Here is a 14840-nt window from a genome sequence, read left to right on the forward strand (position 1 = left end):
ATCTCCGTACTACATCCCTTGAAGCCTGACCCGCGAAACCCCAGAGTTCATAGCGACAGACAAGTTCGCCAGATCTCTCAAAGCATCGAGTCGTTTGGATTCAACGTCCCGCTTCTGATCGATGACCAGCAGATGGTGATAGCGGGCCATGGCCGACTCCAAGCGCGCGCAGGCTGGGGTGGGAGACCGTGCCAGCCATTCGACTGAGTCATCTCACCGAGTGGCAACGCACAGCGTTTCTGATTGCCGACAACCGCTTGACCGATAACTCTTCTTGGGATGAGCGGATGCTCGGCGAGCAGCTCAAGATCCTCTCCGAACTGGAACTCGACTTTGATCTAGTGGCGATTGGTTTCGAGGTTCCTGAGATCGATCTCCTTATCGATGGTCTCAACACAGTGCCCGAGGCCGATCCTGATGATCATTCACCAGAGATCGCGGAGTCTCCAATCACCGTTGCAGGTGATCTATGGCAGTTGGGCAAGCATCGTGTCCGATCCGCCCTACAATGTGGCCATTACGGGCATGTTACCGGACTCGGCAAAGTTCGTCATCGAGAGTTCGGTATGGCATCGGGCGAGATGAACACCGCCGAATTTACCGACTTCCTTCTCTAAGGCCATGACCACAGCGCCACCGGCTCTCTTGCCTCGGTCTCCGGCTGTAGTTCCTCTCCCGCAAAGCCGAACCCACCCACCCCAATCTCAACTCCCGGCACCCCGTCTGGCCTCCAGTCCGTCACCGTCACAGCAAGCCGATACAGCGGGAGGCCATCCCACTCCACCAACATCCAGTTCACAATCCACCCTCTGGCTCTTTCCGGAGCGGTCCTTCCCCCTTGCCGCATCCACAGGGTAGCTCAGCGTCTAGAGAGTGCTCCCTGTTCGCGACAAGCGAGGTTATGGGAACTACGAGTACACGAAAGCGAAAGGGGCGTTTTCTCTTTCGAGATCTCGCCCCCTGCTTTCCGATTTTCGAAGACCCGGTTCGGGATCCGGATCACAACTGATTGCCACTTCAGAATTATTTGGTGACCGCGAGCGGAGCCCGCGCTCCCCAAACATTACTGTCATCACATTCGTTGTAAGAGCTTTCTCGTTCCATCCATAAGCATCCAGTTTCCTGAGTGCTCCGCGAGTCCCGTCGCCGGTTCTCCAGATGGACTTTGTCGACCCTCTCCTACTGGAAGATTTCTCCTCCGTTGATTCGTAAGATACTCGTGATCCGCTCGAAAAGCATCGAATGCCACGTCTATTTTTTTGTGCAAATAATGCCCGTATTGTGGAAATTGGATCGGGAATGCGTGAAGTGGATCGACTGACTGCAGGTATTGGCGTCGGGTCTGAATTTCGGTTATTCAATGTCCAGTCAATCAGCTCCGCCGACATTTTCTTCAGGTTCTTATCAACTTGCCGCAAAGCCGAAATTTCAGGGAGCTTCGCCGCGCTCTCTCAAATCTGGGCGATCGTCAGAAGTAGCCCGGCGTCTCAAACGCGGGTTCGGTAAACAAAACCTCCCAGGACGCATCGAGATACAACCACCTCTGCTCGCTAAACCAGCTCGTAGCCATCTCGGGAACATGCAATAAGCCGTGACCGCTGACGCAGATCAGCTCCGTTCCATTCCAGGCCAAAAAGCTTCTGGAGGGTTGGCCCACCCGAGCGGGATTGCTCAACTTCCCAAGGCATACCGGACACCGTTGCCGCTGGTCACGTAGACTCCAGCGTAGTCCGAAGAGACACACTGAAAACGCAGACATCAGCTGAATGTACTCTGACGTAACCGGATCCATCCCGCTGCGTATATGAGCGAGATCCAACGACACGAAGTAAACGATCGGGAGCAGCAGCGCCAGTTTGCAACCAAGAAAACTCCAACGGCGAACTCTGGTGAACCAGGAAACCCGTCGCGAACTGGCGCGGTACTCCCCAAGGGGTAGTGACGTTGTCGCCGGTAGCGCTAGGCAAGCCAGCAGCACAGCGAAAAGAAAGACATCTCCCGGCCCTCTGGTTCTCTCAGTAAGCGACTGACAGAAGAAGTCATCCGCAGTTCCCGCGGGTGTAGGCGCGGACATGTGCCAGCCCTCTCCCCATTCCGCATGCGACCTTTGAAGATGTGCCACCACAAAGCCGAGATCCTTGGAGAAGCCCATATCCTGCGGGAGCAGCAACCAGGCATCCACCTGTCCTGGCAGCCTCCACGCGCCTGTACTCACCACTCCACTCACCATAGCGGGGTTCGACCCAACCTTAACAACGCGCCCAAAGATGTGGGGATCGCCGCGAAATCGCCTCTTCCACATCCGCTCGCTGAGGATCAATCGCGGAAGCGAGCCGGGAGCCTCTCGCGAGAAGCGCACGCGCAAACCGAGCAGACTAAAGAGGTTTGAACTCGTGGAAGCAATCGATCCAACGAGGGGAGTAACAGATACGCTGTTCTCAAGTACCATCGGCTGCTGAGCGATCTGATAATAAGCAAAACCGCTAAACAGCTCCTGTCGTCGCCCCTTCCAGACCTGGTACTGCGGGGCCGTAATCGTCGGCACAGAATCGTCAGAAGAGTGCTCGTCGCGAAGCAGCATCAGGTTTCGCGTATCGCGATAAGCCGAGAAGTGCAGGATTGCCAGAACATCCGGCAATAGCATCGCAACACCATAGCTAATCGCGATCAAGCCAAAGAGCACCTGAACACACTGCGTCGCAGATCCCATCGTCGTAGCCAAAAGTATGCGTCGTTGTTTGAACTGCTCTCGAAAGCAAAGCGCATCCGGAAAGGCTCCAAGGCAAAACGCCGCAGCCTCTCGCTCCGCCATCCACCAGAGACCATACTCCGCAGCATACGCTCGGCGTACATGCCAAAGCTCCGCTCGCCACTCTCTCCACCACGCCTCTCGCTGCCGCCCAGGCACCAGCCACGAAGCGCCACGTAGAAGTGCGAGACACAACAACTCGCATAGAGCCGAAGGACGTAGCGTCATACCTGCTCCTCCTGCTCCGAAGGAATTAACTTCGCAAGCAGTGGATAGCGCCTCCGCGAAGCCTCGAGCGTCGCCTTACCCGACCTGGTGAGTTTGTAATACTTTCTCGGCGGTCGGGGTTTTCACCAAGTTCGACGCACCGAACCTTCTGGCCAGGTGAACTTGCTCAAAACGTGACTTTTCGGGAGATTCGTAAATCCTGTTACCGTAAATAGTAGAAAATTCATTGGAATGAAAAAGCTCTCCTGGGTGAGCAGCGGATCTCTCCCGCCTGCTTCATACTCTGGAGTGTCGCCACCGTGATGGAACTTGCCGTCATGGCGCATTTCAGCAGAAACGTAAACCAATGATGCTGGTTCCGCTGAGCGCCCTCGGTGAAACATAGGTCATCGCTAAGTCGTCTAACTTAGACACGATGCAGTTAAAGCTCCGCAAAATCGTTGCTTTCGTTGGAGTTTGGAGTTGCGCTGCGTTTGCACAGACGACGCTGCATACGACGACGACGCTCGTGTTTGTGCCGACGCTTGTGCAGACTCCAGACAAAGATCTGGTGTTCTCACTTCGAGCGGAGGATTTTGTGCTAACGGACAATGGGGTTCAGCAAAGGGTGACGCTAGAGGAGCAGGCGAAGCGGCCGCTGTCGCTAGTAGTGCTGATGCAGACGGGTGGTGATGCGCGTGGGCAGTTCCCAAGTTATGCACATCTCGACACAATGATTGCTGAGCTGCTGGGCGAGGCTCCGAACGAGGTGTCGATTGTGAACTTCGACAGCCAGCCGGAGGCGGCCTCTCCTTTTACAACGAACGTCGCGGAATGGGGCGATGCGATTGATCATCCTGAGGCGGGGGATCGAGGAGCCGCTACCTTCGACAGCCTGGAGTACGGACTTGATCTGCTTCGGAAGCGTCCCGCGGGTAATCGTCATGCGATTTTGTTGTTGAGCCAGGAGCATGATGTGGGGAGCAAGATGCCGCTGAAGGAGGTTCTGCGGGAACTGGGTGAGACGAATACTGCGATTTACAGCGTAACGTTTTCGGCGGAGAAGACGGCGGCGCGGCAGGCCTTCAAGGATCCGGGGTCTTTGAATAAGCCGCTGCATGTCGGCGAAGGAGACTACCAGGCTTACTTCAACCTAAGCGAGCCTCTGCGTTTGATCCTCGGTGCGATGAGCAAGAACACATCGGCTGAGGTTGCGACGTTATCCGGGGGCGAGTGGAGCAGCTTCGATAATGCGCAAGAGTTGGCGCAGGATCTCGGTGGTTTGACGAATCATCTTCACAATAGCTATGTCTTGAGTTTTACGCCGACCTCTTCGGAGCCGGGGTTGCATACGATCAAGGTACGGTTGGCTCATCATCCGGAGTTGCTGGTGTCGGCGCGGAGCAACTGACAAATAAGTCTATAAGCGGAGTGCAGGTGAGGTATCGGTATGGCCTGCTGATAGGATAGTGGGATACGCGGCGGCAGGCATCTTGTTTACTTGGTCTAAAGATGAGGTCTTCATGTCCACGGGCGGATCAATAAGCGCCTTCACTGGTTGCAGGCCAGTGTACTTCTCTACTATTATTGCGCGCAGGTCATGGGTAAGGAGCGGTCTGGTCCACACGATCGCGATTGACCAAATCCGATAGACGGGCGACTTCACGGCCCACCATCAAGCAGGTTTGCCGCGCGACAGCATCGCAGGCTGGCACGGCCCTCGCGAAAGTGCCGTTCGTCCGTCAACTTCACTCTCCATTGACGGACTCGAAACACAATCAACTGTCTTGGGGGCGGGGCCCTCAACAAACGATCTACAACCGGAGGGTTGCTACTTCCGAGTTCATCGTGCAGGATTCTACGTCCCGACTCGGCGAGTAGGTGGCTTCCGCGCTCGTGGATTCTGTAGTCCCTGAAAACGGAGTTTTGAGCAACATCAACCTTGAAGACGCCGCAAAGAGGACTTTGCAGCAACATGGCGAACTAATCTGAGTGTCCGAATTCCAGATATGGTTTAGAAACAGACTCAATCACGTCTTCAGGACTTTCTCCGAATGAGTTCGGCGTTCAGGCTGCGGCTTTAAATCGAACGTCCACTTTGATGTACTGGCAGTCGAGAAATACATAAGTTCTCTGCAAGCGGGTCGATAGGCCACCTTCGGTGGTAAGGACACGATCAAGATCTTTTCTCGTCATCCCTGGATGAATACTGTTGAGTCTGTCTAGAACCTTTGCAATCCAATCGGTCCGTTCCTGTTTGTACGTAGGACCCTCCGGGACGGATTCGTCCCGCAGTTGCGATTGGCTCTTCGCCCACTGAGGCAGTCCACTCGGCTCTGAGATGCCAGAGATCCTTTCGACCTGTTTTCCCGATGCCGTGTCATACAGGACGAAGTTGCCGCTGGGTCCCTGTGCCCCGAAATGAACGGCAAGCTGTTTGCCGTTTCTCCAAAAATGCCACTCCTGGATCGGCTCTCCCGTCTCAATGGTTTGCGGCTGCTCGCCTTTCCGATAGATCTGTATCTGGCGTGGTTCAGAGAAGTACTCGGGTCGGCGATCCCATACCAAGCAGACGAGGGTTGTATTGTCAGCGTTACCTCTAATCTCGGAACAGTGTCTCTCCTTCACGCCCGGAAGAATCGAAGTCTGGGCACCGCCTAAGGAGCAGGCAAGCACCATGAAAAGGATCGGCCCCCATAGGAGGGAAGCCAGAAAAAGAAAGCGAATGGTTCTCGATGCCGGCATCAGTTCCACGGGATCACCCTTTGTACAACGTTGTGCGTCAGTAGGATATGCCCTCAAGGATAGGAACGAATTTCACAGTGGTAATAAGCTAACCGCGTTCCCGGAAACGGCATTATGAGAAACTTCGACCTTGAACTTGCCGCAGAGGTGACTTCCCAGTACTAACATCGGTGAAGACTCCTTGCGCTGGCCTGCGACGTACAATAGGCACTGACGCGGAGAGGCTCTCATGCGTGCTTTGAAGTGGATCCCGGCGGCAGCATCCCTCTTACTAATAGGAGCTAGCTCTGGACAGGATATAGCGCGAACTGATGCGCGAAGCGATGGGTTCAATGGGCCGCTGAAATCGGTTCTTTCAACAACCGTCCGTCATAACATTGGGTGGCGCCAGCCAGACGGGATGGCCCTTATCTGGCCGATCGGCTGTCAGGAATGCTACTACGACCCCGATGGTGCAAGAGTCAGATCGGGCCAACGATCTGCCGACGGGTTCCAGGGCAACAACATTCTCCTCAGTCGTGACGCGCAAGGCCACGTCTTCGACCGCCGCATACTCGACGCCTCAAGCGGTGCCCTCAAGGTACACGACGTCCTTGGCCCGTTCGGCCTGACGGAACAGACCTACTACGAGCGGGGCAAGGTCACTTCCTCGCGAACAATTCGCTACGATCCGTTTGGGTACATCAGCGAAACGGCTTCATTCGCAGGCAGTGGTCAACAAACTGAACATTCTCACAGTACCTACACCGAGGAAGGGGTTCTTACCGAGGATTCCGCTTGGGGCAGGAACGGTCAGCTGAAGTGGCAACAACTCATCGACCCGGAGAAGCACACAGAAAGCTTCAACACTTTCGATGATGCTGGCATGCTGAAGCTCGCCTGGACGCGGACAGACGACAAGATGGCCTCTTTCTGGGAACGCTCAGACGAGGGTAACCAATATGGAGATTGCCGGGAGACGACGAGGACAAGAACGGAACGAGAGAAACCCATTGCTTCGCCAACGGAAATCGCGAGCGGGCGGTGATTCGTGAGCAGTTCGTGGAACCCAAATCACACGACCTCAAGAGCGCCGAGTGGCGCGACGGCGACGGCAAGCTCCTCTACGCCGCCTACTACGATTACGAGGTAGACAGCCGTCGCAACTGGACTCGCCGCAGCATATGGGTCATATCCCCTGAGCTTCCCGAACGCAAGCTCTACGAGGAAAGACACCCGCATCCTCGTCTACTGGTAAACGTCGCTCCTTCCAAACCCAAGCTATGGCCACCAATGCTGTGAAGAGAGTGGCACATCAGTCGGACACTAGGATCTGATACGCCCTGTCGGTAATGAGAAACGCGCTTGCGTTTACTAACCAACCGAACGCCAGGGGCCGAGTCCCAATTTAGGCGCGAGCCGAAGTTCCCGAAAAACGGGGTTGTCGGCAACTTCGACCCCAATCCCCATCTGGGAACTTGGGGTTTTCTGTGTTCTATTCTGATCGAGGCTCAAACGAAACAGGGAATTAAATCATAGGGATCAGGGAATTGAATTTTGACTATCTGGGTTAAATCCAGTCTCCAGGTGGCGTTGTTCCCTCGGTGCAAAGCGATTCACATTATGTCTCTAAAAGGCGAAGCCGGCGCAAGTGTCCGCTTCCCTTCCTAGCTTCGCTCTCCACTGGCTCGGAGTTACCCCCGCCCATCGCACAAACCCACGCGTGAGTATGCTCGGGTCGGCGTAGCCAACTATGGTGGCGATATTAGCGATTGTCATCCGGGTGCACTCAAGCAATTGCTGAGCATACTCGCACCGCGTCTCGTCCAACACCTCCTGAAAATTCACCCCTGAAGCATTTAGCCGACGGTCGAGCGTGCGACGGCTCATACCTAGCTGTTCCGCAATCGTAGTAGCAGAGAAGTTACCCCTTATGAGCGCAACCCGCAGTTCGCGCCGAAGCTGGGTGACTAGATCGATATCGCCAGCGTGCCATAGGGTCTGAATTCGCTTCTCGATGACGATCCGACGCCGAACGTCGGCACCCGCAATCGGCTGATCAAGCATTCTTCGCGGAAAAACTACAGCGGTTTGATCGGCGTTGAAGGCAAGCTTGACCCCAAACGAATGCCGATAGTGAGATACATCTCTGGGCTCTGATCGGGCTAATAGAACCTCCAGAGCGGACGCCTGGCCTGTACCGGCAAGCTCGCTAAAGATGGTGAATGCCCCCATGGCAGCGCCGTCGCAGATTAGATACTGACCGGGTACGTTTGGCTGGTAAACAGCGTACCCGAAGAACGCGTGCATCTTATCTTCCAGCAGATATGTGACACCTCCGTGAGCGTTTCGATGCTGATTGATCGCAAAATCCTGCAATGCAACGCGGAGCGTCGGCGAATTTCGCATCAGTTCGCCGAGAAGTCCAAGAGTTTCGGTCCGGATCTGGCGACCGATTTCTAGCCCAAAATGTGAACACCGAGTCTTCTCGCAGGACAACTGAGAGAGCAGTCCCATTGCTCGGTAAGGAATCGTTCCATCCGGATTCTCTAGCGCGGACGCACTCAGACCAGCAGCGGCCAACACTTCTAACGGGTCTACGTCGAAGCGCCTAAGAAGCTCAGGCAGGCAAGAGAGAAAACCCACTCTTTGGAGGTTCTCGGGTAAATGCGGTTGAGGCATCTCGTTAGCTCTTCTTCCGAACGGAGCCGTCTGGTCCCAACAAATATTTAGAAATTTTGTCCATTATAGTCAAGTGCTTCTACGCGAGTCAGACTATAGTCGATTCGAACTCATAACTAGCCCGCTAACCTTGTGAAACATGCCCCAAAGAGCCTGACACCCTTGGCGTGTTCGGTGCGGGCAATGGCGCAAGGGTGCGATTGTGCCATGTGTTGAGGGTTGGTCAGGACAGCAAACTGAATTGATAGATACGACTGCACCGCCCGCGGAACCGTTGTGCCGCGCCTCTTCGGAGGTGGGGCTAAGGTCAACGAGCAGAGTCACCGCTTCGCATGGTCACAACATCGGTAAGAACTGGAACCAGCCAAGCCTGGGACCAACGCGTCGTGATGCCCTGCGGTTCGCACCAACACGGTCCTGCTTCAAGCAGCAGGTTTGGTTATAGCAGGTCCACAGAAGGACCAGAAACACTCATACGGAGAAACTCATGCACAGAAACAACCGTTGTAGAAACGTCGCCAAGGTTATGTGTCTTGCGATATGCCTGGTTTTCGGTCAAGCAGCAAAAGCTCAATCACGAATCACCGACTCAATTCAGAACGCGGAGCGCGTCGCAGTCAAAGGCAGCAGTCCTGACCGACTCATCTCGGTGAGCCAAGACATCGGACGCCTCTCCTCCAGCCAAAGTCTCGGTCGGATGGTACTTCTGCTGGCGCCTACGGCAGCGCAGGATCAGGCCGCGGCCGATCTTATCGCCTCTCAGCATGACGCGTCTTCTCCCTTATTCCACAAGTGGCTGAGCCCGGCCGAATTTGGCCAACAGTTCGGAGTCGCCGATACCGATTCTTCTCAAGTCAGTCAGTGGCTTCAGAGTCAGGGTTTGAACGTTCACCATATCTCACAAAGCCGCCGCTTCATCGTGTTCAGCGGTAATGTCGCACAGGTCGAGAACGCGTTCTCGACGCAGATGCACTCGTATTCCTACAAAAATAAAACGTTCATTTCGAACTCCAGCGATATTCAACTTCCTGCAGCCCTACGCAACGTCGTCAGGGGTGTCGTTCGGCTGCACAGTAATCCATCTTCTCCCGCTGTATTGAGCGGAACGAAGGTACACTTCAAAAAGGTTGGCGGCCAATTTACCTTTGACGACAGTTCGCATGGAATCGCCCCCGCCGACTTCGCGAAGATATATAACGTGCAGCCTCTCTACAATGCTGGAATTAACGGTACGGGCCAGACGATCGCCATTGTCGGTCGCAGCAATATAACCATTCAAGACATACGTGATTTCCGCAACCTTCTCGGGCTTCCCGCGAATGATCCTCAGGTCATTATCAACGGAGACGATCCCGGGATAACGACTGATGTCGACGAGGCAACGCTCGATGTCACCTGGTCGGGCGCAGTAGCTCCGATGGCAAAGATTGATTTTGTCATCTCTCAAAGCAACTTCGCTGATGGAGTAGATGTCTCTGCAGAGTACATTGTCGACAATAATCTAGCTCCGGTCATGAGCACCAGCTATGGATCATGCGAGACTGACTTAGGCCCGGTCGAAAATGCCTTCTACTTTTCACTCTGGCAGCAGGCAGCTGCACAGGGAATTACCTCATTTGTATCTGCTGGAGACAACGGCGGTGCAGGCTGTGACGCACCTGCGGGCGGAGTTTATTCTTCCGGCATCCTTGCTGTTAACGGAATTGCATCAACACCCTACAACGTCGCCGTTGGTGGTACCCAGTTTGAGGATACAAATAGCCACAGCAAGTACTGGAGCGCGACTAACGATCCAACCACCGGTGAGTCTGCGCTCAGTTACATTCCAGAGATGGCATGGAATGAAAGCAGTAACGATCCAAATAGTGTTTTGCTCTACGCAGGTAGTGGTGGCGTAAGCAGTCTTTACGCGAAACCCAACTGGCAGACCGGGGTAGGTGTTCCCGATGACGGAGCACGCGACCTGCCCGACATCTCCCTCACTGCTTCACTTCACGATGGGTATCTTGTATGCCTGAATGGCAACTGTGGTTACGGCGACTACTTCTTCACCTTTGGTGGCACCTCTGCCTCGAGCCCAGCCGCTGCTGGCGTCATGGCGCTGGTGAATCAGAAGATGGGCGGTCAGCCGCAAGGGATGGCCAACTACGTCTTCTACCGACTTGCCAAGGTCTCTGGGATCTTCCACGACACGACCAAAGGCAACAATAAAGTACCCGATCCCAACGGCCAGTACACCGTCGGATACGATGCAACTTCCGGCTACGACCTGGCAACCGGACTTGGCTCGATGGATGTCAATGCCCTGGTCAACCATTGGAAGTCCGTTGCATCCAGCGGAGCTGGAACCGCTCTAACCCTTGCACTTGGCGCCGGACAAAAAGCTGCCGTAGTACACGGTATGCCGATCAGCTTTCAGGCCACCGTCGCCTGCTCTGCTAACGGAACATGTTCTGCTCCCACCGGCGCCGTAGCTCTTTCAGCTGCTTCATCAACAGCTGCAACCGTGGCAGTAGGCTCGGGCGAACTCCTACCGCAGGTAGGCTCCAGCGAAGCTAACATTTTGACCTCCGTCGTCCCCGGCGGCAGCTATAACGTGAGTGCTCGCTATAGTGGCGACGGCAAATACGGACCAAGTACTTCTAACTCGGTCCCTGTAAGCATCTCCGCCGAGAAGAGCCAAACGTTTGTCGGATCGGTTGGGGGAGGTACCTTCACAACTGGTCCCATCTCGGTGGGATACGGTCTGTCCTGGCCAGTCGGGATCATCGTGGCAGGAAATTCGGGCTACGGCTTTCCTTCCGGTCAGATGACCATGACGGCGGACGGGACACCCATCACTACCGGCGGAGTCTACAACTACGCAACGGGAGTCTTCGCCCCCAGTACGATGACGTTGAACTATGGCGAGAAGACCATCACGAAAGCTGGCCTTCCAACCAGCCAGTCGAGTACTATCCCTTATGTTCTGCCATCGCAGATGCTAGGCGCGGGCTCTCACCAACTTGTGGCATCCTACCCCGGCGATCCAAGCTTCGGAGCCAGTCAGGGAAGTTATACCTATACGGTTAGCCAGGCACAGGGAGCCATCTTGGATTTCTTTCCTGTCGGAGACACCGTCGCAAATGTTCCCATCCAGCTAGTCGCACAGATCGGATTTACCAACGGCGGCTTCGCACCCTATGGAGGAGTAATTACTGTCTCTGATATCACCAGCGGAAAGCCCGTTGTTTTAGGCAAAAGCAAAGTTGACAGCACGCGGTATGACGGTTACTGGACAACCAACGTCACAGTGACTACTCCAGGCACGCGAACCCTGAGGTTGGACTACACCGGCGACAGTAACGTCAAAGGCACATCGTCGACCTACTACGTACCATTCACAGCCATAGATCCTTCCAGTGTGAACTTCAGCACTGACGTTATAACCTCATTCGGTGGGCAACCCGTCACCCTGACCGCCGCGATCGGCTCAAACGTTTCGTTGCACGCCGCTACTGGAACGGTCACCTTCTACAACGGCACAACCGCCATTGGATCGGCTAAGGTTCCCAAGAGTGGAACTGTGGTCCTTGTTACCCGCAAGCTCCCTGCTGGCAACAACAGCTTGACAGCAAGCTATTCAGGCGATGCCGTTCTCACACCTTCTGTGTCATCCCCAATTTTGGTGGCGGTCGCGGACTATATCCTCCAAGTCTTACCTTCATCAATCAAACTCAAGCAGGGCAGCTCCGAAAGCGTTACTCTCGATCTCATCCCACAAGGTGGCTTCACGAATCCTGTTCAACTAGCCTGTTCGAATTTGCCCAAAGATGTCACCTGCAAGTTCACCAAATCGACTGTCACCCTCGATGGCATCAATCCTGCCACGGTATCCCTGACCTTGAAAGCTGGCAAATCCGCGGAGGTTATCAATAAAGCCGTCCCAGTCATCATTACAGCGACTAGTGTGGCTGGAACCACTCCGAAACAATCCACACTTGATCTAACCATCAAGAAATAGAAATAGAAAAGAACAATTCGACTTCATTGGCAAGGCGTCACGATGATGTGGCGCCTTGACCTTTTGTTAAGCTTCGACGAGGCTACTCATTGAGCTATCCGCCGCACTCGGCCCGGGGTGTGTGGTCAGCATGGCCATCGCCTTCATCATTAGTATCTGGCTCAGCTGAGGCAGGGTCGGTCTGATCTTGCTTGGAACCCGGATCTCCACGATTCATCAGATCAACCATCTCCGCCTCCAAGCCGGACAATGAGTGTTCAACTGAACCCGGCGCCCGGGCCGCTCATAAATCGCTGGGCTGCCTCAATCTGCTCAAAGCCGCGCCAAACAAGGAAATCTCATGAACATCGAATCGGAAGATCGGTCGGGCGCCAATTTGAGTTAGCTGATTTTCAAGAATTGGGCGCCGAAAAGCGGGGTCCAATTTTTACGCCTATGCTACTTTTCTTCAGGAGCAGAGGTGGAAAAAATGCAATCGTCGATAGCGCAATTGGAGGTTACTTATCTCCGTACTACATCCCCTAAACCTGACCCACGAAACCCCAGGGTTCATAGCGATAAACAAGTTCGCCAGATCGCTCAGAGCATCGAGTCGTTTGGATTCAACGTCCCGCTCCTGATCGATGATCAGCAGATGGTGATAGCGGGCCATGGCCGACTCCTGCCCGCACGCAGACTCGGACGGGAAACCGTGCCGGCCATTCGATTGAGTCACCTCACCAAGTCGCAACGCACAGCTTTTCTGATCGCCGACAACCGCTTGACTGAGAACTCCTCCTGGGATGAGCGGAACTGTTACTGAATATCTCGCCAAAGAAGGTCTAGATCACGGTAAGGTCGGTTCTTGGCCAGCTTGGCATCTTGTTCCTTACGTCTCGATTTGGGCTGTCGAAAGTCTGCTAGCTCCTGGCCATGTTGGTTGTCACGAAGCTCTGAGAAAGCGCCAAGCAAGCGGCCAGACGCAACAGTCTTCTTAACCGCCCGACCAGGGTCGGGTAAGAGGGCAGATTTCATATACGACAGATTCATACTTTTGATTTCTGCGTGTTCCTACAATTTCACCGTTAAGTTTTTCGGCGATACGCCTGCTGGCGACATTTTGTACTGCTACGGGGTAAAGGAAGCTCTCCTTCGCGAGAGTTTTCGTCGCCCATTCAGCAACAGCTCTGATGGCTTCTGTTCCGTAGCCGTGACCATAAGCTGCTTCTTTTAGCCAGATGCCAAGCTCTGGGGTTGGTTGATCCGCCTCATCCAGTCCGGCAATGCCTAGACATTCCATCGTGTCACTGCGTCTTATAACAAAGGACAAAACCGATTGATCGTTCGCCTGTAATCTGGCTTCCCGGTGTGCTTTGTACTCGTTGAGCGATTTCGGGGGATCCCAGCGCATGAAGCGAGCGGTCGCAGGGGTGATGCATTCGAATACCTCTCCGGCATCAGCCATTTTGAACTGGCTTAGTTGCAATCTGGCGGATCGGATCAAAACCTGCATCATGTTCGCTCTTCCAGACATTCTTCTTTATGGTCGCAGGCAATGCGTCGACAGAATACCGATTCCCTCCAGCATAGCGATCCATCCACCTGCAAAACGCTGATTTCGTAAACTTCAACCCCCCTCAGGACGGCCAGCCGGTCTGAAGTTGCCGCAAACCCGACGTTGCGGGAGGCAATCAATCCTCAATTCGGAGCCTTCCAGAAACAACGTGAATGCAAGTTGAGCTACCCTCTGCTTGTTTGCTGAGCTTCCAAGCCGGGTCTCCTTCTGCTGTCATCATCGAGAGGACGTGGAGGCCATTGGACAAACCCAGATCAATCTCTGGGAGCCTTCCATAAAGCTTCACTGAGGCGACACTTGCCCCCTCAAGTCGCTAGAATGCTCTTGGCCATCGCTCTCCGTCACTGAAAGTGCCACACCAAACCTTTCGCTTACCTTCAACGCGCCAACTCCACTCGATCATCAACGTCCACTCACCGCGTGGGTTTCCCGGCGATCCGTCACGCCTAAGCCTTGGCTGTACAGCTCCGAATTCAAGGAAGATGGCTGAGCCATACGCCTGCCATATGCGACTTACCGGCAAACCGATCAGCGGAGCAGAGAAGGCGGCGAAGGCAGAAGAATCGATTGGATCATCGGGAGTCATTCAGGCAGTCTAACTTGGGCTGGCGAAAAACGGGATTATGAGAAACTTCGACCTTGAACTCGCCGCAAACCGGACTTTGCAGGCAGCACAGACCGCGTGTTCAGGCCGGGTTCTCATTGCTTCAGCGAAGCGCGTTTTTTGGTACTAATCCTTTGTCCAAGCTCGATTAGCGCATCGGTCTCCTAACCAAGTAGGAACGGGAAGGTACAGCGCCACAGTCGAAGTGCTCATCTCTGAATGCTGTTTCGTTATCCGCAATCCTCGTTCGAGATGGCCTCTCATTGGAGGATGGCGTACCATTTACCATCCGAACAGGAACCCCCCGCAATGACAA

The 14840-nt window shown here is 54.5% G+C and carries 12 protein-coding genes; 8 read left to right on the plus strand and 4 right to left on the minus strand.

The features are described 5' to 3' along the window. Nucleotides 1-18 precede the first annotated feature (18 nt). Together RBB81_RS01200 and RBB81_RS01205 are read left to right on the plus strand one after the other, a co-directional pair. Complete coding sequence (locus tag RBB81_RS01200) at nt 19-207, plus strand: ParB N-terminal domain-containing protein (RefSeq protein WP_257025734.1); 189 nt, start codon at nt 19-21, stop codon at nt 205-207. Nucleotides 208-257: 50 nt separating this feature from the next. Continuing rightward, nucleotides 258-617 (plus strand): hypothetical protein, encoded by a 360-nt coding sequence (locus tag RBB81_RS01205; RefSeq protein WP_353072419.1) that lies wholly within the window; start codon nt 258-260, stop codon nt 615-617. Here the strand turns inward: RBB81_RS01205 and RBB81_RS01210 are convergent. Continuing rightward, a complete protein-coding gene (locus tag RBB81_RS01210) occupies nt 614-799 on the minus strand; it encodes a hypothetical protein (protein WP_353072420.1) in 186 nt (61 codons plus the stop codon). The two genes, RBB81_RS01205 and RBB81_RS01210, sit on opposite strands and share 4 nt — an antisense overlap. Before the next feature lie 669 nt (nt 800-1468). Next, a complete protein-coding gene (locus RBB81_RS01215) occupies nt 1469-2977 on the minus strand; it encodes a hypothetical protein (protein ID WP_353072421.1) in 1509 nt (502 codons plus the stop codon). Nucleotides 2978-3392: 415 nt separating this feature from the next. Between RBB81_RS01215 and RBB81_RS01220 the strand changes: the two genes are divergently transcribed. The 3 genes from RBB81_RS01220 to RBB81_RS01230 all read left to right on the plus strand — a co-directional run bounded on the left by RBB81_RS01220 (nt 3393) and on the right by RBB81_RS01230 (nt 6982). Then, a complete protein-coding gene (locus RBB81_RS01220; protein WP_353072422.1) occupies nt 3393-4367 on the plus strand; it encodes a VWA domain-containing protein in 975 nt (324 codons plus the stop codon). A 1734-nt stretch (nt 4368-6101) separates the two neighbouring features. Next, on the plus strand, nt 6102-6728 hold the full coding sequence (locus RBB81_RS01225) for a hypothetical protein (RefSeq protein WP_353072423.1): 627 nt from the start codon (nt 6102-6104) through the stop codon (nt 6726-6728). A gap of 14 nt (nt 6729-6742) precedes the next feature. Further along, nucleotides 6743-6982 carry a hypothetical protein gene (locus RBB81_RS01230; protein WP_353072424.1) on the plus strand — a complete coding sequence of 80 codons (240 nt, stop codon included), beginning with the start codon at nt 6743-6745 and terminating at the stop codon, nt 6980-6982. 327 nt (nt 6983-7309) lie between these two features. Here RBB81_RS01230 and RBB81_RS01235 read toward each other — a convergent pair whose 3' ends face one another. Beyond that, nucleotides 7310-8362, minus strand: a complete 1053-nt coding sequence (locus tag RBB81_RS01235) for an AraC family transcriptional regulator (RefSeq protein WP_353072425.1) — start codon at nt 8360-8362, stop codon at nt 7310-7312. Nucleotides 8363-8888: 526 nt separating this feature from the next. Here RBB81_RS01235 and RBB81_RS01240 point away from each other — a divergent pair. The 3 genes from RBB81_RS01240 (at nt 8889) to RBB81_RS01250 (ending at nt 13342) form a co-directional block, all read left to right on the plus strand. Next, the gene (locus RBB81_RS01240) at nt 8889-12365 is read left to right on the plus strand and encodes an Ig-like domain repeat protein (RefSeq protein ID WP_353072426.1); all 3477 of its coding nucleotides are present in this window, start codon (nt 8889-8891) and stop codon (nt 12363-12365) included. A gap of 469 nt (nt 12366-12834) precedes the next feature. Then, nucleotides 12835-13167 (plus strand): ParB/Srx family N-terminal domain-containing protein, encoded by a 333-nt coding sequence (locus tag RBB81_RS01245; RefSeq protein WP_353072427.1) that lies wholly within the window; start codon nt 12835-12837, stop codon nt 13165-13167. After that, nucleotides 13148-13342 (plus strand): DUF4826 family protein, encoded by a 195-nt coding sequence (locus tag RBB81_RS01250; RefSeq protein ID WP_353072428.1) that lies wholly within the window; start codon nt 13148-13150, stop codon nt 13340-13342. Before RBB81_RS01245 ends, RBB81_RS01250 begins: the two co-directional genes overlap by 20 nt. Here RBB81_RS01250 and RBB81_RS01255 read toward each other — a convergent pair. Next, the gene (locus RBB81_RS01255; RefSeq protein ID WP_353072429.1) at nt 13339-13860 is read right to left on the minus strand and encodes a GNAT family N-acetyltransferase; all 522 of its coding nucleotides are present in this window, start codon (nt 13858-13860) and stop codon (nt 13339-13341) included. The two genes, RBB81_RS01250 and RBB81_RS01255, sit on opposite strands and share 4 nt — an antisense overlap. Nucleotides 13861-14840 lie beyond the last annotated feature (980 nt).

This window comes from Tunturibacter gelidoferens, from assembly GCF_040358255.1.
Classification (GTDB): domain Bacteria; phylum Acidobacteriota; class Terriglobia; order Terriglobales; family Acidobacteriaceae; genus Edaphobacter; species Edaphobacter gelidiferens.